The following is a 23,720-nucleotide window of genomic DNA, read 5'->3' on the forward strand; positions in this document are numbered from 1 at the left end:
TCTTCTCAGCCGGCGCCCCGCGCGGCGCCTCCCGGACGGAACCTCATGATCAGCCAACAAGGCGCCCTCAACACGACCGCCCTGGTCGTGCCGGACCTCTATGTCCAAATCGTTTCGCCCGCCGTGCTGCTCAACGGCGTGCCGAGCAATGTGCTTGGCGTCGTCGGTTCCGCGGCCTGGGGGCCGGTGAACCAGGCGGTGACGCTGGGCACCATGGCGGATTATGCGACCGCCTTTGGGGCGGTGATGAACCGGACGTTTGACATGGGAACGCATGTCGCCATTGCCGTGCAGCAGGGTGCCGCCGCCTTTCGCTGCGTGCGCGTCACGGATGGCAGCGAAACCGCCGCCACCGTCTCCAACAGCTCGATCGCATTCACGGCGCTGTATCCGGGTAGTCTGGGGAGCTTGATCACGGTCACGCTCACGGCTGGCGCAAAAGCCGGAAGCTGGGCCGCGAATGTCGCGCTTCCGGGAGTGGGCCTCGAACGCTTCGACAATGTCGTCGGGACAGGCGCGGCTTTCTGGGCCGCTTTGGCCCTCGCTATCAATACCGGCAACGGCCAGTTACGCGGCGCCTCGCTGCTCGTCGTCGCGACGCCGATAGGCGGCACGGCGGCGCCGGGTGCCACGCAGTATGCGCTGAGCGGCGGCAGCGACGGGGCGGCGGCGCTGACCGCCGGCGATCTGCTCGGACAAGACACGGCGGCCCGCAGCGGTATGTACGCACTCCGCAATCAAGGCTGCGCGCTGCTCGACCTCTGCGACTGCGACGATCCCACGCAATGGACGACGGTGGACGGCTTCGCGGCGGCCGAGGGCATGTACGCCATCCTAACGGGTCCGCCGGGCGACACGATCGGCGGCGCGGTGGCAACCAAGCAAGCCGCTGGCCTCGACAGCACCGCGACGAAGCTTCTGTTTGGCGACTGGCTGTATTGGTGGGATGCGGTCAATGGCACGGAGCGCCTCGTTTCCCCGCAGGCTTTCGCGGCCGGGCGCCTCGCCAATCTTTCGCCTGAGCAGTCGGGGCTCAACAAGCCGCTCTATGCGATCGGCGGCAGCCAGAAAGTCGGGCCGCCGCAGAGCGGTTTGAGCAACTGCTACAGCGCCGCCGAACTGCAGGCGATTTTCGCCGCGGGCATCGACCTCATCACCAATCCCGGCGCCGGCGGCCAGGCGATCTGGACCTTGCGGCTAGGGCACAACAGCTCGTCGAACGCCGCGGTCAACGGCGACAACTACACGCGGCTGACCAACTACATCGCCGCGACGCTGGAGGCCGGTATGGGCCTCTATGTCGGTCTCGTCATCAATGCCGCGCTACTGCGCAATATCCGCAGCACGCTGATGGCGTTTCTCTCGGCGCTGCAAAGCCAGGGGATGATCGGCACCACGGATGGTTCCACGGCCTTCGCGGTGATCTGCGACACCATCAACAATCCGCCGACCCGGCTGGCGCTCGGCTACGTCCAGGCCGATGCGCAGATCCGCTACCAGGGGATCAACGAGAAGTTCCTCGTCAATCTCGACGGCGGTGTGGGCGTTTTGGTGACGAGCACCAATACGGCGTCGTCCAGCGGCGGTGGCAGCGGTAGCGGCCCGGGCGGCGGCGGTACCGGCGGCACCGCGTCGGTGACCGTGAGCGCGCCGGGATCCGCAACGGCTGGCACCGCGCTTGCGCTTTCGGGCACCGTCTCGCCCAGCGGTTCCTCCGTGAGCGTCGCGCTGTCGGGTTCCGGCACTGTCCTGCCGAGCAGCGGCTTCGTCGCGGCGACCGTTTCCTCGGGAACCTGGTCCGCGCACGTCACCCCTGCCGCCGCCGGCACGGTCTTTGCCTGGGCGAAGACCTCGACCACCGGCATCACCGGCGTTTCCGCCGCCATCACGGTCGCGGCAGCCTCGGGCGGCGGCACCGCATCCGTCACCGTGACCGCGCCAGGTTCCGGCACGGCAGGCACCGCCCTCGCGCTTTCGGGCACCGTTGCCCCGAGCGGTTCCTCCGTCAGCGTCGCGCTGTCGGGTTCCGGCACCGTCCCGCCGACCAGCGGCTTCGTGGCGGCAACCGTTTCCGGAGGAACCTGGTCGGCGAGCGTCACGCCCTCCGCCGCGGGCACGCTCTTTGCCTGGGCGGATACCTCGACCACCGGCGTCACCGGCGTTTCGGCCGCCATCACCGTCTCGGCAGCCCCCAGTAGTGCGACGCTCACCTGGAACCTCGTGCCGGCCGGCCCCTATACGGCTGGTCAAGGCGGCATCGGCGCCAATGCCCTGCTGCATCCCGGCACGGCGGCGACCGGCGTGCAGTTCGGCTGGTCGAGCAGCGCCTCCGTCGCGCCCACGGTCTGGGCGACCGGCACGCTGGCCGCCACCGAGGGCAATGGCGACACGCTCTGGGCCGCCTTCATCAACGCGCCCGCGACGGCTGGCACCTATTTCGCCTGGGTCGAAAGCGTGGACGGCGCGGAGAAAGCCGTGACGGCCGCCGTAACCGTCACCTGAGCGGCCACATTTTCACTTCCTCCTAGATCAAAGCACGAACGTCTCGCAGCTAAGCGGCGGTGAACCGCCTCGCGCGGTGCATTGCGTCCTACGAAAAGGTCCATTGAGATGCTGTTTGCGGCAAACGGCCGACCGCTCTTCGCGGCCACGGGGCGACCGCTGCTGGTAACCGCCGCGACCACGGGCAGTTCGAGTAGCTCCTCGGGGAGCGGCGCGTTCTCCGGCCCTTTTCCCAGCGACATCCTTGGCCTGTCCGGCTGGTGGGACGCCGGAGCCTTGGACGGCATGGCCGACGCGCAGGGAGACGCGCTCACCGCCTGGGGCAGCACCGCCGGCAGCCTGCCCGACAAGTCGGGCGGTGCGGCGATGCTGCCTTATCACTGGTTCACCGGCAGCGGCTCGCCGGCCGCCCTAATCGCCACGCCGCGCCTCAACGGTTTGCTGGGAGGCGTCGGCGCCCCAGTCTCCCCGGCGAGCTACGCACCGACGCTCGACCCCGACACCGGCCTCCAGCTCACCAACCTCGCCACCGGACCGAATCTCGCCTGGACCCGGATGATCGTCTGGAGCCGCCCGAACCGGCGGCAGGGCACGCTGCAGGTCAATGCCAACCCCGTGGCTTTGCTCCGCAGCAATGGCGTGACGCTCGTGTCGCTATCCTCGACAGGCGCGACGCTCACTTTGTTTCCGGCCAGCGTGGCTCTGACACTGAGCACGGCGATGACCCGGCGGCACAGCCACGCGCTCGTCCTGCGCAACACGCCGGGCGTCGGCGTCGATGTTTGGCTCGATGGCACGCGCGTCGCGACGGCGATCGCCAATCCGCTGCCCAATGGCGCGGCGGGGCAATTCGTCTTCGGCCATGAGATGAACCTGCAAGGCGGCGCGCAGCTGTGGTTCCACGAAATGGCGGGCTGGGAGCGCGCGCTCTCCAGCGCCGACATCACCACGCTGATCGCCTGCGGCGGCCGCTGGACGCTCGGAACACGGCGCGGTTCCAGCCTGCTCGTCATGGGGCAAAGCAATGCGGGCTATTTCTGGCTATCGGGCGCCGCGCAAATCATGGCGAATGGCCTGAGCTGGTATCTCGGGACGCTCGCCGGAAACATCATCGTCGCGGCCTCGGGCAGCTTCATCAATCCGCCGCGCTACACTCAGATTTCCGGCCATCCGATCAGCAACTCCACGCAGCCGCTGTTTCCGCCGGGCGCTGGCAACGGCACCTTCCTCGTCAACCCCGGCGATGGCAGCGACCCCTCGACGTGGGCGCTGGGGCCGGACGGGCTGGCGGTGCAGGCGTATCTCTCCGGCGCCGCGATGGTGCCGACAGCCGAGGACATCGCCGACATCGCCGCCATCGTCTGGCCGTGGACGGAGCAGGATTCCACCGCGCCCTATACGCAGAAGGCGCTGTATACCGGCTCGGTCAAACAGCTCGCGGCGCTCACACGCGGCATGCTTGGGCGCAGCGCAGCACAACTCCCTCTGCTGATGTGGAACGCGATCCCCTATGAGACGGACACCGGCGTACAGATGGTGCGCGAGAGCGTGGCCGACATTGCAGCCGACAGCACGCAGAACCTCAGCGTCTTCGCCGCGCAAACGGCGGACAGCATCCCGCTCAACGCCACCTACGATGCCGTCAATGGCACATGGTCCGGCGGCGATCCGGAACATCGTGACGAGACCGATGAGATCGCCTTCGGCCATCGCGGCGCCCATGTCGCGGCACGCGCGGCGCTCGCCGCCAGCCTGGGCGATACTCTGACCGCAATCGCCTCCGGCATGCCGCTCGCCGGGCCGGGCATCGCCCATGCCTATCGCCAAAGCTCGACCGAAATCGTCGTGACGGTGGTGCATGACCAGGGCAGCGACATCAGGTTGCCGTTGCAGGCCGCGAATGGCGCGGGCTGGGCGGCAATGGATGGCGGCACAGTCGCCGCGCCGGGCACAATCATTGCCGCTATCGCAGCGGCACGCATCGATGCGACCCATCTTCTCGTCACGCTTGCCAGTACGATCACCAGCCCGAGCCCGGACGTGCAGCTTTTCTACCCTTGGGGCTCGACGCAGATCGGCCGCGGCGATGCCGTGACCGACAATTTCTCCAGCATCGGCTGGCCCGCCGGCTGGGACATGGGCGGCGATCTCGGCGCCGCCTGGACCACCGACTTTCCGCTGCAGGCCACGAGCTACGGCATTCCGCTGAGCGACAGCACGGGATGACGCCCCTCTTTCCCTCTATCGCGAAAGACACAGCCGTTCATGCGCGCCGATCTCCTGCACGTCATCGCCACCATCGCAAATCCCATTCGCTGGAAAAGCCGTGACCGGCTCTACGACAGCTTCGAGCAACATATGCTCGATAGCGGCGTTCGCCTCACCGTCGTCGAATGCGCCTATGGCGAGCGGCCCTTCCGCCTCGCGGGGCGGACGGGCGTCACGCATATCGGCGTGCGTGCGCGGACGCCGCTGTGGTGCAAGGAGCGTCTGATCAACCTGGCGCTCGCGCGGCTGCCGGACGATTGGAAATACGTCGCCTGGATCGACGCCGATATCCGCTTCCGCAAAGCCGAGTGGGCGGTCGAGACGGTCCATGCGTTGCAGCAATATGATGTCGTGCAGCCCTGGTCCGACTGCTACGATCTCGGGCCGAACGACGATCATCTGCAAGCCCATCGCAGCTTCTGCCGTCTTTGGCACGAAGGCCGGCCGATCATCCCGAGCGGCAGTGCCGGCTATCAGTTCGCCCATCCCGGCTATGCCTGGGCGGCGACCCGCCAGGCGCTCGACTGGACCGGCGGCCTGATCGACACCGCCATCCTCGGCGCCGGCGATCACCACATGGCGCTGGCGCTGATCAACCGCGTCACGGAGAGCGTGCCGAGCGGCATCTCCGCGAGCTATTTGCGCATGCTGCTGGCCTGGCAAACCCGCGCCCGCCACATCGCGGGCAATATCTCCTACGTGCCAGGCACCATCGACCATCTCTGGCACGGGCCAAAGGACAAGCGCGCCTATGTCGATCGTTGGGGCATCCTGACCACGAATGCCTACGATCCCGACCACGACATCAAGCGCAATGTCTGGGGCGTATGGGAACTCGCCGGCAACAAGCCCGCCCTGACGCGCGCGATCGACCGCTACCTGCGGAGCCGCGATGAGGACAGCAATAGCATGGGATGAGAACCGCCATGACGGCCAATGAATGGGTCGAGGTCGTTACCATCACCGTCACCGTCTTCGCTCTCTACTCATCCGCTCTTGCCTGGCTGGTCGGGCAGAACGGCAAGCTTCGCTCGGAAACGAAGAAGGATTTCGAGCGGCTGGAGGGCAAGGAGAGCATCGACATCGGCGCATTGCGCATCGAGATGGGCACCCGCATCGACGGTGTCGAGCACAATGCGGACCGGATCCTCGACAAGGCGCAGGCGGTTGAATCGAAAGCGCGGCATGATCTCGCCAATACGATGCAGACCGGGCTCTTTGCGCTGCAACAGCAGGTTAATCAGTTGCGCGACGGCAGCGCGACCAAACCGGAGCTGGCGGCGGTCGAGCAGCGCCTCTCTGCCGCACTGAACGAATTCAAGGTCGAGGCGCGTGCCGAGTTCGGCAAGATCGAACAGAAGGTTGATCGCCTGCCTGCGATGGAGGCCCAACTCGGCGGCCTTACCCGCGTGTTGGACACTATCAGCACTGCGCTTTCGCAGCGCGGCCTGACACTCTGAGATGCTTTTTAGAACAGGAGATATGAGATGAACTGGTTGCCCATTTTGCAGCCCTTTGAGGAAGGGGCGGCGACGGTCGCCGCTGTGGCGATCACCGCCGGAATCGGCATCGCCCTGAAGTGGCTCCGTGCTCATCTGACGGCGGTGAATGGTGCCGCTACGGCCTCGTCAATGGCGAACATGAACAGCATCGTGCAGAGTGCTACGACGAATGCATCCGGCTCGATTGTCGCCGATATTCGCGCGGGCATTCTGGACGTCGCTGATTCCGCTGGGCTGCGAACAGCGGCGGCCAATGCGGCGGCGACGGTTGCGACAAAGGTGCCGGCTGCGTTAGCGGCACTGCAGCCGGCGGAAGGCGCGGTGGCGGAGATGGTGCTGCAGAAGACGCACCTCGCTTTGGCCGGGGCTGCCGCCGCGCCATTCGCGAAAGCATCGGCCTGACGACAGCCAGTTGAGCCTATAGTGCCAGGATGTACATCGATCGGCCTGCTCGACATCGCGGCGCCACGTTCCTCGGCCGAGGCTTGCAAAGCATCGGTCCGATGACGGACTATCGGCTCGGAAACGCTTGAGGCGAGGACGAGGATGGCGCCCGTGCCGGAAACTTCAATCGGACAGGTGGCAGCGCGCACGAATTACATCGAGCGGTCGCAACCGCTGCCTTCGCCCGTGGCAATACTCGGGCGCGGCTTTGACCGGCCAGACTATGCGGATCTCTTTCGCCCGCGTCTCCACTCAGCCAATATCCGCAACTACCATTTGGAGAATGTGCACCTCGATACCGCCGCGATGACGCTTTTTAAGAATGGGATGAAGATAAGAGAGTCAAACTATCTCGTTCCGCTAGAATTCTATGAAAACGCTTGCGTGATTGAGACGGATCTCATCAAGCTGGAATCCGTGACAGAGCACGTGATGGCACGCTCATTCGACAATTACTACCATTGGCTCGTGCAAACGATTCCAGGATTGGATTGGTCAGCTCGCAACATTGGTCCGGACAACATAACGCTCCTGTCTGGCGACCTTAAGCCGTGGCAGGCTGAAATTCTTGAGATCCTTGGCTATGATCGCGTCTCGCGGATCGCGCTCGACCCAAGGCATCACTATTTCATTCCACGGCTCGAATATAGCGAATTCCAGAACGGCAGTACCGCCTTTGAGATTTCGCTATCGGCGCAGAGAGTCTACGATCGCCTCGCTGCGGCGGCCATGGACGGGACGCCTGTCGATGCGAAGATTCTGTATGTCGCACGCACCGACAGTGCCAACAGAGCGGCGGAAAATGAAGAGGCGCTGATAAGGCTTCTGGAGGCGGAGGGTGTCCGGGTGGTTGTGCCGGGAAGTCTCTCCGTTCCCCAGCAGGTTAACCTTTTTGGCAAAGCACGCGCCGTGCTTGGTCCGCATGGCGCAGGATTGACCAATGTCGTTTTCTGCCGGCCGGGGACCATCTTTTACGAATTGCTTCCGTCCCACTATCTGAATCCTTGTTTTAGTCGTCTCGCGCAAGCGGCGGGGCTAGAGTACCAGATTGATCTCTTTGACAGCGCTGAGACCGTTGGCGAAGATCCGCATATGCGCGGGTGGATCCTGGATACGGACCTCATCCTCAGTCGCGTCGTCGAAATAAAGCACCGCATCTCCGCGGCGCGATCTAAGAGAACTGCCGCACCCATCCCGCCTGAGCCGGAGGCCGCATCGCCGCTCCCGCTGCTGGCGGAGACAACTCATCTGGTTATCCGCGAAAAGCCGGCCGTCGAAGCCAGTGGCTTTCTTTCACGGGTCTGGAGACGGGTTCTGCAATGACCGCCTGCCCCGCCGCCCTCTTCGGTGTTATTATTCGCGGAGACGCTCCGGCCCGTCTCCGCGCGGATTACCTTGACTTGACCCCGTCCCGCCGCCCGCGAGCCCCCAACCCCTTGTGAACACCGCCCCCCACAGGTAAGCCCCCGCGGTTGCTGCATGCGGAAGGTGTTGGCGGATGTTCGCTCGACTGTTTGGCCTGATGTCGGCCGACATGGCCATCGACCTCGGGACGGCCAATACCCTCGTCTACATCAAAGGCCGCGGGGTGGTGCTGAACGAGCCCTCGGTAGTGGCCATGGCGGATATCCGGGGCAAGAAGGTGGTGCTCGCCGTCGGCGAGGAGGCCAAGAACATGCTCGGCCGTACCCCGGGCAACATCCAGGCCATCCGCCCGCTGCGGGACGGCGTGATCGCCGACTTCGAGGTGGCGGAGGAGATGATCAAGCATTTCATCCGCAAGGTTCATCACCGCCGCAGCTTCGCCAGCCCCCTCATCATCGTCTGCGTCCCCTCCGGTTCGACCGCCGTCGAGCGCCGCGCAATCCAGGAAAGCGCCGAGAGCGCCGGTGCCCGCAAGGTTCTGCTTATCGAGGAACCGATGGCCGCCGCGATCGGCGCCGGCCTGCCAGTGACCGAGCCCTCCGGCAGCATGGTGGTCGATATCGGCGGCGGCACCACCGAGGTCGCCGTCATTTCGCTCGGCGGCATCGTCTATGCCCGAAGTGTCCGGGTGGGTGGCGACAAGATGGACGAGGCCATCATCAGCTACATCCGCCGCAACCATAACCTGCTGATCGGCGAGAGCACGGCCGAGCGCATCAAGATGGACATCGGCGCGGCCATGACCGACGCGCCGGGCATCGACGGCCCCTGGCGCGAGGTGAAGGGCCGCGACCTCATGCATGGCGTGCCGCGCGAGGTGCTGGTCAGCCAGCGCCAGATCGCCGAGAGCCTCAGCGAGCCGGTCGGCGCCATCGTGGAAGCCGTCAAGGTCGCGCTGGAGAATACGCCGCCGGAGCTTGCCGCCGACATCGTCGACAAGGGCATCGTCCTGACCGGCGGGGGCGCCCTGCTGCACCACCTCGACCAGGTATTGCGGGACGAGACCGGACTGCCGGTGGTGGTGGCGGAGGACCCGCTGCAATGCGTCGCCCTCGGCACCGGCCGGGCGCTCGAGGAGATGAAGCGCCTGCAAAACGTCCTTACGTCGATGTATTGAGCGGCTACGCTTTCACTGGCGAGTTGCGGGAACGTTATTACCGCGACGTTAAAGCTGCCGGTCTATATTTGAGCGGCGATGGCCGGACTGTGAGAGCGCCTGGGCTGGTATTGGTGAAACGCCTTCGCCGTACTTTAGCCCCCGACTCTGGCACCCGGCAGCGTGGCAGCTACGCCCGTCTCTCAATGGTTTAAGATTCGATTCTCCTCGCGCTGGCGAGTATAGCCCCCAGGTTCCAGTAAGGGCCTGATTGGAGACGCGGCGCAGGTGATACGGCTGTCCATTCCCGTCCGCCAGGCGCTGGAGAAGCTGTCCCTCCCAGTGCTGATCGCGGCGGCTTTCGCGCTCATGCTGATCGGCAAGGCCGATGCCGTGCTCGCCATGCGCGTCCGCATGGCGCTGGCCGACACCCTCGCGCCGATCTACGGCACCATGGCGAAGCCCCTAGCCAACCTGCGCGGCGTCGCAACCGATGTGCTCGACATCTGGGACCTCAGAGCCGAGAACGCCCAGCTACGGGCCGAGAACGAGGCGCTCCATCGCTGGCAGGCCGCCGCTCTGGCGCTTGAGGCGCAGAATACCGAGTTCAAGGCGGCGCTGAGCTGGATGCCGCCCCAGGCGCCCGCCTTCACCACCGCCCCGGTGGTCGCCGATAGCGGCGGCATCTACGCCCGCTCGGTGCTGGTCGGCGTCACGCCGCCCCACCATGTCACCAAGGGCGAGATCGCGCTCGACGATCGCGGCGTCGTCGGCCGCGTGACCGAGGCCGGATCGCGCAGCGCTCGCGTGCTCCTCATCACCGACATGAACAGCCGCATCCCCGTCGTGCTGGAGGGCAGCGGCGGACGCGCCGTCATGGAAGGCACTAACGGCGCCTTCCCGGTGCTGCGCTACTGGCCCGAGGGCACCATACCCGCCGAAGGCGAGCGCGTGATGACCAGCGCCGCGGCCGGTGCGTTTCCGGCGGGCCTGCCGCTCGGCACGGTCCACTACAACGCGGACAAAGTGCCGCAGGTCCATCCGGAAGCCGATCTCGATCACCTCGCGATCCTCCGGCTCTTCGACTACGACCTGACCGGCGTGACGGCGCCCGATGCGCCGGCCGGGCGGCCCGTCCAGCCACCGCCCAGTACCGCCGCGCCGATGGCGCCGGCCTCCACTACCCCCAAGCCGGGCGCCGTGTCGGCCGCGCATCCCGCCGGGCCGCGGTGACCCATGGAGAAGACACCGGGCATCCGGCCGCGCCGCAGCTTCGGGCAGCGGCTCGATCGCACGGCGCGGCGCGGCTTCCCCGGGGCGATCACCATCTTCGCCATGGTCATCGCGGGCGCGCCCTTTGGCTTGCCGGGACAAGCCCAGCTCCTGCCGGCCATCACCCTCGCCTCGGTCTTTTTCTGGTCGCTATTCCGCCCGGTGGCCTTCCCGCCACCCTTCGTCTTCGTGCTCGGCCTCCTCGCCGACCTTATGGAGGAGATGCCGCCGGGCGTTTCCGTGCTGATCCTGCTCCTCACCCAGATGCTCGTGCTGCGCATCCGGCGCCCGCTCGGCAAACAGAGTTTCTTGTTCGTCTGGCTGATCTTCACGATCGTCGCCGCCGTGGCGACAGCGCTGCAATGGGCCTTGTGCAGCCTTTTGGACTGGACCTTCTTCCCTCCGGCGTCTGGCCTCTTCGTCTTCCTCCTCGCCACCGGCCTCTATCCCCTCATCGCCATCGTCTTCATCCAGGCGCATCGCAGCCTGGCCGCGCCGGAACAGACGTGAGCCGGACCATCCCCCGCGCGGCGCTAGCATGAAGCGCGAGATTTTCAACTCCGGAATCTTCACCCGCCGCGCGCTGCTTGTGGCCGGCGCAGAGGTCGCGGTCTTCGGCGCGCTCGGGGCCCGGCTCTACAAGATGCAGGTGGTGGACGGCGCCAAATACACCGCCATGGCGCGCGGCAACTCCGTCAGCGTGCGGCTGCTCGCCGCGTCCCGTGGCCGCATCTTCGACCGCTATGGCGCGGAGCTTGCCACCAACCGGCAAAACTGGCGCGCGCTGCTCATGGTGGAGCAGACCAACGACCCCGCCACCGTGCTCGACACCTTCTCCAAGCTCGTGCCGCTCTCCGACAGCGAAAGAGCCCGCATCCTGCGCGAGCTGCGGACCCATCAGCGCTACGTCCCCGTGATGCTCCAGGACTTCCTGAGCTGGGACCAGATGGCGCAGATCGAGGTCAATGCCCCCGACCTTCCCGGCGTGCTGATCGATGTCGGCGCCACCCGCATCTACCCGCAATCCGAGCTGCTCTCCCACGTCGTCGGCTATGTCGGGCCGCCCAAGGACGCCGACGTGAAGGCGGACCCGACCCTCACCATGCCGGGCATGCGGGTCGGCCGCACGGCGACCGAGGGCTTTTACGACCTCGACCTGCGCGGCCACGCCGGCGCCCAGCAGCTCGAAGTCAACGCCGTGGGCCGCGTTATCCGCGAACTTGACCGGCAGGAGGGCACGCCCGGCGTCGATCTCGGCCTCAGCATTGACATCGCGCTACAACAGGCCGTCGCCGATCGGCTGGTCGGGCAGAGCGCCAGCGCGGTGGTGATGGACGCGCGCAACGGCGAAGTGCTGGCCATGGTGAGCCAGCCGAGCTTCGATCCGAGCCTCTTCGATTCCGGCGTCTCGAACACGCAATGGCAGAGCTGGATGGCCGATCCGCGCAAGCCGCTGATCAACAAGGCCGCCGCTGGACTCTATCCGCCCGGCTCGACTTTCAAGACGGTCACCGCGATGGCGGCGATGACCTCCGGCGCTGTCGGACCCTATGAGACGATCTCCTGTCCCGGGCATTTCGACCTCGGCAATGCGCGCTTCTATTGCTGGCGAAAAGGCGGTCACGGCCCGCTCGACCTTAAGGGCGGGATCAAGAATTCCTGCGACGTCTACTTCTACAATGCGGCCTTACGCACCGGCATTGGGCCGCTGGCCGCCATGGCCCAGCGCTTCGGCATCGGCGCCGATCTCGGCGTGGATATGGACAATGTCCAGAACGGGCTGATGCCGACCAAAGCCTGGCACGAGAGGGTGCACCACAAGCGATGGGCGCTCGGGGATACGGTCATCAGCGGCATCGGCCAGGGCTTCATCCTCACCACGCCCTTGGCACTCGCGACGCTTGCCTCCCGCATCGCCACCGGGCGGACTGTCGGCCCGCATGTCGCGCGTTCCCGCGCGGGTGTTGTGCAGACCGGTGCTGTGGCCGAGGACTGGCCCAAGATGGAGCTGTCCGAGCATTACTTCTCGCTGATCCGCCAAGGCATGTGGGCGGTGGTCAATGCGCCCGGCGGCACCGCCCCGGCGGCGCGGCTGAGGCTTGCCGGTGTCCAGATGGCGGGCAAGACAGGAAGCGCCCAGGTAGTGCGGGTTGGCCGCTACGCGCGGGAACACGGCTTCAACTCGCTCAACCTGCCCTGGCAGCTCCGCCCGCACGCCTTGTTCATCGGCTTCGCCCCGTATGCCGCGCCCCGCTACGCCGTCTCTGTGGTTGTCGAGCACGGCAATGCGGGCGCCGACATCGCCGGTCCGATCGCCCGCGACATCATGACGGACGCCCTGCATCTCGATCCGGCCGGGCGGGACCACCCGCTGCCGCCGACGCCCTCCGCCCTCGTAACGCCCTCGGTCCGCGCCTCATGACGGCCGCTCCATCATGATGGAGCGGCGGCTCTGGCGCGAAGGATCGCTCGGCATCGCGGGCAAGGTCTGGCAGACCAACTGGCTCTATGTCCTGCTGATCATGGCGCTCGCGGCGGTCGGCTATATCGCACTCTATGCGGCGGCCGGCGGCTCGCCGGAGCCCTATGCGCAGAAGCAGCTCGTCCGCTTCGGCATCGGCTTCGTCATCATGGTCGTCCTGGCGATGACCGATATCCGTCGCATCGCCACCTGGTCCTGGCCGCTCTACGCCCTCGGCATCCTTCTGCTGCTGGTGGTCGCCCGCTACGGCCATGTCGGCAAGGGAGCGCAGCGCTGGATCTCGGTCGGCGGTTTCCAGCTCCAGCCCAGCGAACTCATGAAGATCTTCCTGGTGCTCGCCCTCGCCCGCTATTTCCACCGGGCCAGCTACGAGCGCATCGGCAACCTGCTGTTCCTGCTACCCGCGACGCTCGCCGTGCTGCTGCCGGTGGGCCTGATCCTGAAGGAACCCAATCTCGGCACGGCGGTCATCACCGCCACCATCGGCGGCGCCATCTTCCTCGCCGCCGGGGTGCGCTGGTGGAAGTTCGTGATCGTCATCGGCGGCCTCGCCGCCGCCCTGCCGCTGGCCTATCACCACCTGCACGACTACCAGCGCGAACGCATCCTCACCTTCATGCATCCCGAGCGCGACCCGCTAGGCTCCGGCTACAACATCATCCAATCGAAGATCGCGCTGGGCTCCGGCGGCTTGCTCGGCCGCGGCTTCATGAACGGCACCCAGGGCAATCTCGACTTCCTGCCCGAGAAACAGACCGACTTCATTTTCGATCTTATCGCCGAGCAATTCGGCCTGGTCGGCAGCCTCGGCGTGCTGTTCCTGCTGCTGCTCATTGTGCTCGGCGGAATGCTCATCGCCTTGCGCTGCCGCCATCAGTTCGGGCGCCTGGTGGCGCTGGGCATCAGCGTCGATCTGTTCATGTATGTCTTCGTCAATATCGCGATGGTGATGGGCGCGATCCCCGTCGGCGGCGTGCCGCTGCCGCTGATCTCCTATGGCGGTTCCGTTCTCATCACCGCGATGATCGCCTTCGGCATCCTAATGTCCGTCCACGTCCATCGCGACGTGGAATTTCCGGAGGACGCGCTCGCCAGCCGGCGCTGACCCAAGCCAGTCAGGCGCTCAGCGCTCTCTCCCGTTGTGACGCCCATTGCCGGCAGGCATCGCCAAAAGCGCGAAACAAGGTCAGCCGGTCGTTGCGCGTCGCGTAATCCTCCGTCGGACACCACTGCACGCCAATCGCGAAGCCGGAACCCTTGGTCACCCGTATAGCCTCGATCGTGCCATCGGGCGCCAGAGCCTCGACAGCGAGATGCGGCGCGAGCTGGTCAATCCCCTGGCTATGCGCCGAATTCACTGAAATCGCCGTCGCCTGGCAGATGCGCGCAAGGTTGCCCGTCAGACGCACGACATGCTCGGACGGCCCATCCTCGACATTGCTCAACTCGTGCTCCATGCGGCCGGGCACATCCCGCAAGCGACTGTGCAGCGAGCCGCCAAGTGCCACATTCATCTCCAGCATGCCGAGCGACAGGCCCAGCACCGGAAGCCCGGCCGCCACGGCGGCGCGGATGAGCGGCAAGGTGGTCGAATCCCGCGCCGGATCGGACTCGGCCGAGTCCTCGCCATCGCCATTATAGAGCCAGGGCGGCAGGTTGCTGGTGCCGGACGGCAGCAGGACGCCGTCCAAGCGATCGAGCAGCAGCGTCTGATTGACCCCTGTCAGCGGCAGAATCACCGGGAGCAGTTCGGCGCCTTCCATCAGCGCCTCGGTCAGCGCGGCCGAAGCCGTGTACCGCAGCGCGCCATCGAGCCGGCAGGAGCGCGCGGCGATCCCGACGATCGCGGGCTCCGCCCCGAGTTTCACGCGCCGTACCGCATCAAATGACACCTCGGGGCCGCAAATGGTTGAACACCGCCGCTGCCGCCGCTCCAACGACCATCCAAAAGACCATCGGGCGCGACGTTCCATCGCTCATCAGACCTACGAGCATACCGCTGATTGCGCCGAGAGTGAACTGGAACGTTCCTGTCAGGGCCGAGGCCACGCCCGCATTCGCGTGATGCCGGGCCATGACGGCGACTGTGCCATTGGGAAACAGGAAGCCGAGACTGAACAGCACCACGAACAGGCAGGCGATGGTGCCCACGAAAGAATCCCAGTGGAGGAGCACCAGAAGCGCCAGCACCAGAGTCGCGCCCAGCATCAGCCGGACGGCGGCGGTCAAGGTCCGGTCCAGCCCGAACTTCGCCATCACCAGCCTGCCATTGAGCTGGCTGCCGCTGATCAGGGCGAAGCCGTTGAGCCCGAAGATGAAGCCGTAAACCACCGGCGTCACGTGGAAGCCGTCGATGAAGACCTGCGGTGAGCCGCTGAGATAGGCAAACAGCGTCCAGCTACCAAAGGCCACGACCAGGGCGCTCGGCAGAAAGGTCCGGTCGCGCCCGACCATGGCGTAGCGCCGCAGCACGCTAAACAGGCCGAGCCGCACCCGTCTCGCCTCCGGCAATGTGTCCTTGAGCAGGAAGAAGACGAGCGTGAGATTGATCACGCCATAGCCCGCCTGGAACCAGAAGATCGCTCGCCACCCCGCCCATTGCAGGATGACGCCGCCGAGCGCCGGCGCCAGGATGGGCGAGACCCCCATCACCAGCATGAGCTGCGCGATCATTCGTGCCGCCGCGGGACCCGTCGCCAGGTCGCGCACCACGGCGCGCGGCACGACGACGCTCGCGGCACCCCCGAAGGCCGCGAGCAACCGGAACACCGACAGCATCAGCAAGCTGTTGCAGAGCGCGCAGCCGATGGTGGCGAGCGTATAGATGAACATCCCCGCCAGCAGTGGCGCCCGCCGCCCCAGCCGATCCGCCAGCGGCCCGAAGGTCAGTTGACCAATCGCCAGCCCGATGAAAAACGTCGCGAGCGTAATCTGCGCGCCGCCCTGGATATTGCCGAGTTCGCGCGCCATCGCCGGGAAGGCCGGCAAATACATATCGATCGAGACTGAGCCGACGGCGGTGAGAAAACCGAGGAGTGCTGGAAGCCAGACAGGGAAGGTCATGTCCTTCCCTTCTGACACAGCTTCCCCTCACCAAGCGACGCCGTTTCGGCGGATCAGGAGGACGTTAGCGCTAGTTTTTTGTGCGGGTCATCCGTGCTTCGCTAGCATTATCGTCTGCATACGACTCAAGGCGCAGTGGCCGCGCCACCCGCGGCGCCCACGCCTGCGCCGATCAGCGCGCCAGTGCCCGCATTGCCACCCGCAAGTCCGCCGACCGCGGCACCAGCGCCCGCGCCGAGTAGCCCGCCCGTCACCGCGCGAGTGCCAGGAGAATGCCCGCAGGCGGACAATGAAAGCGCGGAGCCCGCCAGCATGGTGGCGAGGATAATCGCGCGAGGGGAGATCAGCGTCATCTCAATGATCCCTTCTGTTGCCGCCTCAGGACATTGAGCCGGCTCACAGCGGATGTTGGTTGGCGCCAGCGCCAGACAAGTCAGGCGGATTCGCCCTCGGTTGCCGCCAGACGCTGGCGGATCAGCGCGATAGTCTCGTCACGTCCGTAAAGTGCCACGAAGCCGCCGAACCGGGGCCCCTCGGTTTGACCGAGCAACACCTGATACAGGCATTCGAACCATGCTTTGAGTTCGGCGAAAGGATGCCGCTTGCCGACATCATAGACCAGGGTTTGCACGGTTTCGGCGTCCGCACCCGCCGGCAAGGCCGCAAGACTTTCCGCCAGATCGGCAAGCGCCGCTCGCTCCACCGAATTCGGAGCGCGGAACGCCTTCTTCGGCCGCACGAAATCTTGATAATATACGACCGCATGCGCCACGAGCCGGGCGAGAAACGGCGCCGTCTCCGGCGTGCTTTCCGGCGCGTAGCGGCGAATGAAACCCCACAGCATATCGGGCGTATCGGCGTTCACCACGCTCGCCAGATTGAGCAGCATGCCGAAGCTGATCGGGCTGCCCATCTCGGCCGGAACGTCACCGGAATGAATATACCAGGCGGGGTTGGAAGGGTCCGTCGCACCGTCGCGCTTCGCCTTGGCGACATGGGCCAGGTAATCGTCAACCGCGCGGGGAATCACATCGAAGAACAAGCGCTTCGCGCGCTGCGGCTGACCGAACATGAACAGCGACAGGCTCTCAGCCGGCGCATAGCGCAGCCATTCGTCGATCGAAAGGCCATTGCCCTTCGACTTGCTGATCTTCTGGCCGCGATCGTCGAGAAACAGCTCGTAGTTGAAACCGGCCGGCGGCTCGGCGCCCAGGATGCGGCAGATCGCACCGGAGAGCTTGATGCCCTCGATGTGATCCTTCCCCGCCATCTCGTAGTCGACGCCCAGCGCCGCCCAGCGCATCGCCCAATCGGCTTTCCACTGCATCTTGGCATGGCCGCCGGTCACCGGCGTCTCGAACCAGGTGCTGTCGCCGGGATCGCGCCAGCGCACCGTGCCCGCCTCGACATCGAAGGACTCGATGATGACCTGCATCACCTGCCCGCTGCGCGGATGGATCGGCAGGATCGGCGAATAGGTCGCGCGCCGGTCAGGCCCCAGCGTCGGCAACACGACCTGCACGATCTCGTCATGCTTACGCAACGCTTGCAGCAGCGCCGCATCGAAGCGGCCCGAGCGATAGGCCTCGGTCGCCGAAATGAATTCGTATTGAAACCCGAAACCGTCGAGAAACGCGCGCAGTCTTGCATTGTTATGCGCGCCGAAACTTTCATGCGTGCCGAAGGGATCCGGCACGTCGGTCAGCGGACGTCCCAGAAACCCCGCCAGCATCTCCCGCTGCGGCACGTTGTCCGGAACCTTGCGCATCCCGTCCATATCATCCGAGAAGGCGATGAGGCGGGACGGCAAGCCGGTCAGCGCGGTAAAGGCCTGCCGCACCCAGCTCGTGCGCGCAACTTCCCCGAAGGTGCCGATATGCGGCAGTCCGGAGGGGCCATAACCCGTCTCGAACAGCGCCTCCGCCTTACCGCTGCCAGCGAGCCGCGCCGCGACCTTCGCCGCCTCCTCGAAGGGCCAGGTCTTGGGCGGCTGCAATTTCGTTGCGACAGTGGTTGGTGCGGGGTCACTCATGGGCCGAAGCTATGGAAGGGACGAAGGGGCGTCAATCAGACCACACGCAGACATCGCTGGGCAGAAATCGGCAAGTAACGAGACGGTTCAGACGCCTTCCAATCGACGTCGAGGGTGCGCGGGGGAAATCTACTGAAGCAACTTTTACCGTTTATTGGACGTTTAGCATTACGATCTAGCCCGTTGGGCAGAGTTGCCCACCGATCAGGTGAAGCGCGAGACCTGAGTTTCGCTTTGCCTACTGGCCCTGGAGAGAAGCGCATGTCTGCTGCCAATGGCGTCACCAATAACACTGGCATCGAGCTGTATACAAAAACCTCAGACTCGCCGCTGACGTTTCAACCGATCGGACCCGTCATTACGCCCCAAATCATGGCCGGGCCGGTCTACGTTGCGGGTCACGCGGATCCGCTCGGGAGCTACGTCCAGATCAACGGCGCGAAAATGCCGAATCCCACACAGCTGGGCGACTTGAACACTGGTCATATTCGGGCAATCTTTAACGCTCGGAAGCTGCTGACCAACAATGGTCCGCCCGCAACCTGACCCAATAAATTGGATGCGCAAGCGTGGGATCACCTTGAACTCGTAAATGCTCCAATGCCAGATTGGGCGGTGCGTGAATCTAGGAATGCGATCTCCGCTCTCCGACGCGCGGCGATAGGTCTATCTCAGCGAGGGGAGCCAAGCTTCGGCGAATCGTTCTGTTGGGGCCAGCCAAGGAAATTGAATAAACCTCGCCCTGCACAAATCTGGCGCGGCCTCCCAACCTACGGCCCCGTCGATTTCTCCAAACCGCCGCCGGGTCACCGGTAGCAGTTTGGTGTCTCCAAGGAGTATGACCATCTCACCTTGAGATGCCCCTCCCACACGTGAACCCGCCGCCGGATATTTCCGCGGCACTCCCCGACTGGACCGCCCTGGTCTCCGGCGCCGGCCGCGCCGCGCTGGCGACGGCGGAAGGCGAGGTGCTCACCCTCCGCGCCGAGGCGGTGGCCGACCGGCTGCGGGCCGAGGGTCCGCCGCTCGTCGTCCACGCGCCCTCCACCTGGCGGCGTCTCGGCCTGGCGCCCGTCGCGGCCTATGACCTGCTCGAGCTTTTCGCCTTCGTGGCGCCCGCCGAACCCGCCGTGCCGACGCCGCGCGGCCTGGCTTCGGCGCTCGGCCTGGAACCGCCCCGCGCCGGGCTCGAAGCCGCCGCCGCCGCTCTCCCTGAAATCGCCGCCGCTCTGCTGCGCCGCCTTCAGACCGAGGCGCATCTGCCCCGCAACGCCGATGCCGGCGCCCTCGCCGGCCGCATGGCCCGCGCCGGCTGGGGCTGGGGTCCGCTCATCGTCGAAACGCTGGCCCTCGCCGGCCATGGCGCGAGCGGCTCAGAAGTTGCGGCCCTGAAGGTCTGGCGCCGTCTCCCCGAATGGGAGGAGCAAGCCGCCCCGCCGCCGCCTTCCGCCCATGCCGTCGCCCCGCACGAAGCCCGCACCCGCCTCGCGCAGCTCGTCGGACCGGAGGCGGAGCAGCGCCAGGGCCAGGCGGATTTTGCCTCCGCCGCCAGCGCCGCCTTCGCCCCGCGCGAGACCGAGGGCGCGCCGCATCTCGTGCTCGCCGAGGCCGGAACAGGCACCGGCAAGACCCTCGGCTATGTCGCCCCCGCCAGCCTCTGGGCGGAGCGCAATGGCGCGCCGGTCTGGATCAGCACCTTCACCCGCCATCTGCAACGCCAGGTCGAAACCGAACTCGCCCGCCTCTTCCCCGACCCCGCTGAGCGCCGCCGCCGCGTCGTCCTGCGCAAGGGGCGGGAGAACTACCTTTGCCTGCTGAACTTTGAGGATGCCGTCACCAATGCGACCGGCGGCGCCTTCAACCCGGGCGCCATCATCCCCCTGGGCCTCATCGCGCGCTGGGCGGCCCTGACCTCGGATGGCGACATCCTGGGCGGCGACCTGCCCGGCTGGTTCATCGAGATCTTCGGCACGCCCACCGTCGCGGCCCTCGCCGACCGTCGCGGCGAATGCATCTACGCCGCCTGCACCCATTGGAAACGCTGCTTCGTCGAACACGGCATCCGCCGCGCCCGCGAAGCCGACCTAGTCGTCGCCAATCACGCGCTGGTCCTGACCCAGGCCGCCTGGGGCGGTCTCGACGACGCCACCGTCCCCACACGCTACGTCTTCGACGAAGGCCACCATCTCTTCGATGCCGCCGACGCCGCCTTCTCGGCCGAACTCTCGGGACGGATGACCGCCGAGCTGCGGCGCTGGCTGCTCGGCACGGAAGGCAGCCGCGCGCGGGGCCGTGGCCTCGCGGTCCGCATCGGCGATCTCGTGGCCGACCGTCCGGAATTGCTGACACCGCTCGAAGCCGCACTCACCGCCGCGCGCGCCTTACCGGCCCCCGCCTGGCCGAGCCGGCTGGAGACGGATGGGCCCGAACTGACCGGCCTGGAAGCCGGCCGCGCCAATCCCGCCGAGGCGTTTCTACGTGCCCTCCGCCGCCAGATCCTCGCCCGCCTCCCCGGCGCCGCGAGTGAGGACGACGCCCGCACCGGCTTCTCCTCCGAAAGCGATCTGCACCCCGTCGAGCCTGATGTCATCGCGGCGGCGGATCGCTTCGGCCGGGCGCTGGCCCGTATCGCCGAACCGCTCGGCACCCTCATGCATCGCCTGCTCGCGCGGCTCGACGAGGATGCCGACAAGCTCGACAGCGCAAGCCGGGCGCGCATCGAGGGTCTCGGCCGCACCATTTCCCGCCGTGCCATCGATCCGCTGACCGCTTGGCAGATCATGCTCAAGGAATTGGCCGAGCCCCCGGCAGCCCCCGGCACGCGGCCGACCCATGTCCAATTCCTCCGCCTCGATCGCGGCGAGGCTGGCGACCGGGACGCCGCACTGCTGCGGCATTGGCTCGACCCTACCATCCCTTTCGCCACCACTCTCGCCGCCCCGGCCCACGGTCTGCTGGTGACCTCGGCCACTTTGCGCGACGGCGGGGAGGCGGATCCCGAACTCGCCTGGACCGCCGCCGAGGCGCGGGTCGGTGCCGGACATCTGCCGCTCCCGGCGATCCGCGCCGCGCTTTCCAGCCCCTTCGACTATGCCGCGCGAACCAAGGCTTTCGTGGTGACGGATGTCGATGTCGGCGACCCGGCGGCGCTGGCGGCCGCTTACCGCACCCTGTTCCTGGCCTCGGGCGGCGGCGCCTTGGGCTTGTTCACCGCCATCGGACGGCTCCGCGCCACCTACCGCCGCATCGCCCCGGCGCTGGAACAGGCGGGCCTGCCGCTCTATGCGCAGCACGTCGATGCGATGAACAATGCGACGCTCGTCGATATCTTCCGCGCCGAGGAGGATAGCTGCCTGCTCGGCACCGATGCGATGCGTGACGGCGTGGACGTGCCGGGCCGCGCGCTGCGCCTCGTGGTATTCGAGCGCGTGCCCTGGCCGCGCCCCGATATCCTGCATCGCGAACGCCGCATCCATCTCTCGGGCGCCAAGCCCAAAAGCTATGACGACCGCGTCGCGCGCCTCCGCCTCCGCCAAGCCTTCGGCCGTCTCATCCGCCGCGCCGACGACCATGGCGTGTTCGTCTTACTGGACCGCCGTACGCCGACCCGATTGCTGGCCGCCTTTCCGCCAGGCGTGACAGTGCAACGCGTGGGCCTCGCGGAAGCGGCGGCGGAAACGCGGGGATTCCTGTCGGCGTGATGTCGTTGGTTTGAGCCGTGCTCATTCCACCTCGTCATGCTCGGCGAAGGCCGAGCATCCACGCCTTCCTTGCACGACGAAGGCAAGGCGTGGATGGCACGCCTCCGCGTGCCATGACGGAGCTCTGGGGCGTGATTCAAATAGATCATCCCGCCCTAACCAGCCGCCGCGAACGTCCTCTCCAGCCACGCCTCCACCAAACCCACATCGATCGTAATGTCGCGCAGGCCAAAGAGGTTGCGCCGGGGATCCTGCAGCCGAGGATCGTTGAAGACCGGGTCGTCCGAGGCGCCATCTTTGCCAGTCAAAGCGGCGTAGCGGAAACCGCCTTCCGGTGCGAGCGACGCATAGGCATCCGTGCCGTACAGCGGATGAAAGAACTCCAGAACATGCGTGCCCGGCTGGCACAGCACGATATTGGTAAGCCCAGCACCATGCGCGCCGATGACATGGCTGGCCGCGGCGAAGGCGGCAGCTTGTTCGGCAAAGCTGATCTGACTCGCGAGCAAAATCGTGAAGCCATGGGCCGTCAGCAACCGGCAAAGCTCGGCCTCATTGGTCACCCGGCGCGAGGTCGCATCACCACGCGAAATATAAAGCCGCAGACTTGGAGTCGCCGTTATTTCCGGCGCCAGAGTTCGGCGCAGATAATCGATCGCCCAGCCAGCGCCGAGATGCGCGGGATGCTGCAATTCTCGGCAAGTGCTCGCGACCCACAAGCGGCCGACGCGCAGTCGCGCAGGCCGGCCCGTGCCGAAAACATGACGCACACCGCAACGCTCCAGAATGGCGCGCTGAAACTCCACGACTGGCTCGGGACCGATGACGGTGACCTCATCGAGCCGCAGCCCGGCCTGCGCATAGCAAGCGAGGCGTGTCACCTGGTCGAGCATGAAATGCGACAGGTTCGGCGGGTGGGAGAAACGATCGCCGATGATGACGGCTTCCTCGCAGGCGGCGTGCTCAACCTCGCTCAGTCTGGCGAGGTGGCGCTCGAACAACGCGGGGAAGTCGCAGATCGAAACATCCCAGTGCGGCCGACCGGCGGAGTCCCGGACCATGAAGACATCGCCATCGGTCAAAACCTCGGCATCCTGCAAACAGGCGACCGTGACCGCCGGCCGCGAGGCATTCACGGCGAGGCGAAGCAGCGCCGGTATCGGCGGCCCGCCGAGAATCTCGATCGTGCAAGCCGCGCGGGTGCTTGCGGGGAAAACCATGCGATCGGTTCTGGCCGCATCCACACGCGGATTGCCCGGCGGCCCGAGATAGGGCTCCGCCGACCGGCCGGTCATATTGAGCAACGGCCGGATCTCATACAGTGCGGCGATCGGCTTTTGCGGGGAGTGAGCGGCATGCGTCTCGAAAACATCGAGCATGTCGTTCGGGCGGCCCCGCTGCGCGAAGGACATGAACAGCGCACGGGACGCCGCCGGCGATCCTGAAGACTCGGGATGCAGCGCTTGTGCAAAGCCGAAGAGCAGAAAGGCCAGTTCGGGCTTGCCGCGGATCTCGTAAGCCTCGGCGGCGCGGAAGAGAATCCAGTAATTCGTAATGCGCAGGCGCCAGAACAGACTCTCGAAGAGCCAGCACACCGCGTCGTCCCGCTTATCCGCCGCGAGCCGCGACATATGCGACAGCAGCCTCTCTTCCTGCGCCTCGGCGGCCAGAATTTCCTCGACCAGCACGCGGGTGGCGGCCTCGGCTTCCGTCGAGGGGTTCATCGCCGCATGACATCCACCAACGCGCCGTCTGGCTGCCCCGGAACCGCCCAATCCTTCACGCGGCCGAGGCCTATGAGCTTGTCTAAGGGGCTGTCCTCGCTCATGATTGCTCCAACGTGGTCCGCGGAGCGCAGTTACGCTGAATTCGTGACTATCACGTGAAGGCCTGCGCGCCACCTCGTTCAGGAACACCGTTTGGCCATCGCACC

Annotated in this window: 18 protein-coding genes; 13 read left to right on the forward strand and 5 right to left on the reverse strand. The window is 66.2% G+C overall.

Features of this window, described 5'->3' with window-relative positions; all coding sequences use genetic code 11:
- The first annotated feature begins 45 nt into the window (after nucleotides 1-45).
- The 11 genes from GSQ92_RS30960 (at nucleotide 46) to rodA (ending at nucleotide 14,096) form a co-directional block, all read left to right on the forward strand.
- Complete coding sequence (locus GSQ92_RS30960; protein ID WP_254066620.1) at nucleotides 46-2,502, forward strand: hypothetical protein; 2,457 nt, start codon at nucleotides 46-48, stop codon at nucleotides 2,500-2,502.
- Nucleotides 2,503-2,610: 108 nt separating this feature from the next.
- Nucleotides 2,611-4,728, forward strand: a complete 2,118-nt coding sequence (locus GSQ92_RS13445; RefSeq protein ID WP_254066622.1) for a hypothetical protein — start codon at nucleotides 2,611-2,613, stop codon at nucleotides 4,726-4,728.
- A gap of 39 nt (nucleotides 4,729-4,767) precedes the next feature.
- Nucleotides 4,768-5,688, forward strand: coding sequence for a hypothetical protein (locus tag GSQ92_RS13450; protein WP_159013607.1), 921 nt, complete (start codon nucleotides 4,768-4,770; stop codon nucleotides 5,686-5,688).
- A gap of 8 nt (nucleotides 5,689-5,696) precedes the next feature.
- Nucleotides 5,697-6,230, forward strand: coding sequence for a hypothetical protein (locus GSQ92_RS13455; RefSeq protein WP_158800835.1), 534 nt, complete (start codon nucleotides 5,697-5,699; stop codon nucleotides 6,228-6,230).
- 27 nt (nucleotides 6,231-6,257) lie between these two features.
- The gene (locus tag GSQ92_RS13460; RefSeq protein WP_158800836.1) at nucleotides 6,258-6,674 is read left to right on the forward strand and encodes a hypothetical protein; all 417 of its coding nucleotides are present in this window, start codon (nucleotides 6,258-6,260) and stop codon (nucleotides 6,672-6,674) included.
- A gap of 144 nt (nucleotides 6,675-6,818) precedes the next feature.
- Nucleotides 6,819-8,039 (forward strand): DUF563 domain-containing protein, encoded by a 1,221-nt coding sequence (locus GSQ92_RS13465; protein WP_159013608.1) that lies wholly within the window; start codon nucleotides 6,819-6,821, stop codon nucleotides 8,037-8,039.
- 175 nt (nucleotides 8,040-8,214) lie between these two features.
- On the forward strand, nucleotides 8,215-9,258 hold the full coding sequence (locus tag GSQ92_RS13470) for a rod shape-determining protein (protein ID WP_158800838.1): 1,044 nt from the start codon (nucleotides 8,215-8,217) through the stop codon (nucleotides 9,256-9,258).
- A 267-nt stretch (nucleotides 9,259-9,525) separates the two neighbouring features.
- On the forward strand, nucleotides 9,526-10,470 hold the full coding sequence (gene mreC, locus GSQ92_RS13475; protein ID WP_158800839.1) for a rod shape-determining protein MreC: 945 nt from the start codon (nucleotides 9,526-9,528) through the stop codon (nucleotides 10,468-10,470).
- A 3-nt stretch (nucleotides 10,471-10,473) separates the two neighbouring features.
- A complete protein-coding gene (locus tag GSQ92_RS13480; protein ID WP_158800840.1) occupies nucleotides 10,474-11,019 on the forward strand; it encodes a hypothetical protein in 546 nt (181 codons plus the stop codon).
- 28 nt (nucleotides 11,020-11,047) lie between these two features.
- The gene (mrdA, locus tag GSQ92_RS13485) at nucleotides 11,048-12,931 is read left to right on the forward strand and encodes a penicillin-binding protein 2 (protein WP_159013609.1); all 1,884 of its coding nucleotides are present in this window, start codon (nucleotides 11,048-11,050) and stop codon (nucleotides 12,929-12,931) included.
- Between the two features lie 10 nt (nucleotides 12,932-12,941).
- Entirely contained in the window at nucleotides 12,942-14,096 is a 1,155-nt protein-coding gene (rodA, locus tag GSQ92_RS13490) for a rod shape-determining protein RodA (protein WP_159013646.1), read from the forward strand.
- Nucleotides 14,097-14,106: 10 nt separating this feature from the next.
- On the opposite strand, the gene GSQ92_RS13495 is transcribed toward rodA, so the two are convergent.
- The 4 genes from GSQ92_RS13495 to GSQ92_RS13510 form a co-directional block, all read right to left on the reverse strand.
- Nucleotides 14,107-14,859, reverse strand: a complete 753-nt coding sequence (locus GSQ92_RS13495; protein ID WP_158800842.1) for a gamma-glutamyl-gamma-aminobutyrate hydrolase family protein — start codon at nucleotides 14,857-14,859, stop codon at nucleotides 14,107-14,109.
- Nucleotides 14,860-14,872: 13 nt separating this feature from the next.
- Nucleotides 14,873-16,054: a multidrug effflux MFS transporter gene (locus GSQ92_RS13500; RefSeq protein ID WP_158800843.1), complete on the reverse strand. Its 1,182-nt coding sequence runs from the start codon at nucleotides 16,052-16,054 to the stop codon at nucleotides 14,873-14,875.
- 125 nt (nucleotides 16,055-16,179) lie between these two features.
- Entirely contained in the window at nucleotides 16,180-16,407 is a 228-nt protein-coding gene (locus GSQ92_RS13505) for a hypothetical protein (protein ID WP_158800844.1), read from the reverse strand.
- An 80-nt stretch (nucleotides 16,408-16,487) separates the two neighbouring features.
- Nucleotides 16,488-18,086, reverse strand: a complete 1,599-nt coding sequence (locus tag GSQ92_RS13510) for a lysine--tRNA ligase (protein WP_158800845.1) — start codon at nucleotides 18,084-18,086, stop codon at nucleotides 16,488-16,490.
- Between the two features lie 261 nt (nucleotides 18,087-18,347).
- On the opposite strand from GSQ92_RS13510, the gene GSQ92_RS13515 reads away from it, so the two are divergent.
- Both GSQ92_RS13515 and GSQ92_RS13520 read left to right on the forward strand, forming a co-directional pair.
- The gene (locus GSQ92_RS13515; protein WP_158800729.1) at nucleotides 18,348-18,632 is read left to right on the forward strand and encodes a hypothetical protein; all 285 of its coding nucleotides are present in this window, start codon (nucleotides 18,348-18,350) and stop codon (nucleotides 18,630-18,632) included.
- A gap of 311 nt (nucleotides 18,633-18,943) precedes the next feature.
- On the forward strand, nucleotides 18,944-21,787 hold the full coding sequence (locus GSQ92_RS13520) for an ATP-dependent DNA helicase (protein WP_158800730.1): 2,844 nt from the start codon (nucleotides 18,944-18,946) through the stop codon (nucleotides 21,785-21,787).
- 155 nt (nucleotides 21,788-21,942) lie between these two features.
- On the opposite strand, the gene GSQ92_RS13525 is transcribed toward GSQ92_RS13520, so the two are convergent.
- The gene (locus GSQ92_RS13525; RefSeq protein ID WP_158800732.1) at nucleotides 21,943-23,511 is read right to left on the reverse strand and encodes a DUF563 domain-containing protein; all 1,569 of its coding nucleotides are present in this window, start codon (nucleotides 23,509-23,511) and stop codon (nucleotides 21,943-21,945) included.
- Between the last annotated feature and the right edge of the window lie 209 nt (nucleotides 23,512-23,720).

This window comes from Acidisoma sp. S159 (assembly GCF_009766125.1).
Lineage (GTDB): Bacteria > Pseudomonadota > Alphaproteobacteria > Acetobacterales > Acetobacteraceae > Acidisoma.

What these genes read in the sequence shown, in the direction of transcription:
- GSQ92_RS13500 (WP_158800843.1), bottom strand. Translation starts at nt 16,054, where the DNA reads ATGACCTTCCCTGTCTGGCTTCCAGCACTCCTCGGTTTTCTCACCGCC.
- GSQ92_RS13470 (WP_158800838.1), top strand. Translation starts at nt 8,215, where the DNA reads ATGTTCGCTCGACTGTTTGGCCTGATGTCGGCCGACATGGCCATCGAC.
- GSQ92_RS13455 (WP_158800835.1), top strand. Translation starts at nt 5,697, where the DNA reads ATGACGGCCAATGAATGGGTCGAGGTCGTTACCATCACCGTCACCGTC.
- GSQ92_RS13460 (WP_158800836.1), top strand. Translation starts at nt 6,258, where the DNA reads ATGAACTGGTTGCCCATTTTGCAGCCCTTTGAGGAAGGGGCGGCGACG.
- GSQ92_RS13505 (WP_158800844.1), bottom strand. Translation starts at nt 16,407, where the DNA reads ATGACGCTGATCTCCCCTCGCGCGATTATCCTCGCCACCATGCTGGCG.
- GSQ92_RS30960 (WP_254066620.1), top strand. Translation starts at nt 46, where the DNA reads ATGATCAGCCAACAAGGCGCCCTCAACACGACCGCCCTGGTCGTGCCG.
- GSQ92_RS13465 (WP_159013608.1), top strand. Translation starts at nt 6,819, where the DNA reads ATGGCGCCCGTGCCGGAAACTTCAATCGGACAGGTGGCAGCGCGCACG.
- GSQ92_RS13450 (WP_159013607.1), top strand. Translation starts at nt 4,768, where the DNA reads ATGCGCGCCGATCTCCTGCACGTCATCGCCACCATCGCAAATCCCATT.
- GSQ92_RS13525 (WP_158800732.1), bottom strand. Translation starts at nt 23,511, where the DNA reads ATGAACCCCTCGACGGAAGCCGAGGCCGCCACCCGCGTGCTGGTCGAG.
- GSQ92_RS13480 (WP_158800840.1), top strand. Translation starts at nt 10,474, where the DNA reads ATGGAGAAGACACCGGGCATCCGGCCGCGCCGCAGCTTCGGGCAGCGG.
- GSQ92_RS13510 (WP_158800845.1), bottom strand. Translation starts at nt 18,086, where the DNA reads ATGAGTGACCCCGCACCAACCACTGTCGCAACGAAATTGCAGCCGCCC.
- mrdA (WP_159013609.1), top strand. Translation starts at nt 11,048, where the DNA reads ATGAAGCGCGAGATTTTCAACTCCGGAATCTTCACCCGCCGCGCGCTG.
- GSQ92_RS13515 (WP_158800729.1), top strand. Translation starts at nt 18,348, where the DNA reads ATGTCTGCTGCCAATGGCGTCACCAATAACACTGGCATCGAGCTGTAT.
- GSQ92_RS13520 (WP_158800730.1), top strand. Translation starts at nt 18,944, where the DNA reads ATGCCCCTCCCACACGTGAACCCGCCGCCGGATATTTCCGCGGCACTC.
- GSQ92_RS13445 (WP_254066622.1), top strand. Translation starts at nt 2,611, where the DNA reads ATGCTGTTTGCGGCAAACGGCCGACCGCTCTTCGCGGCCACGGGGCGA.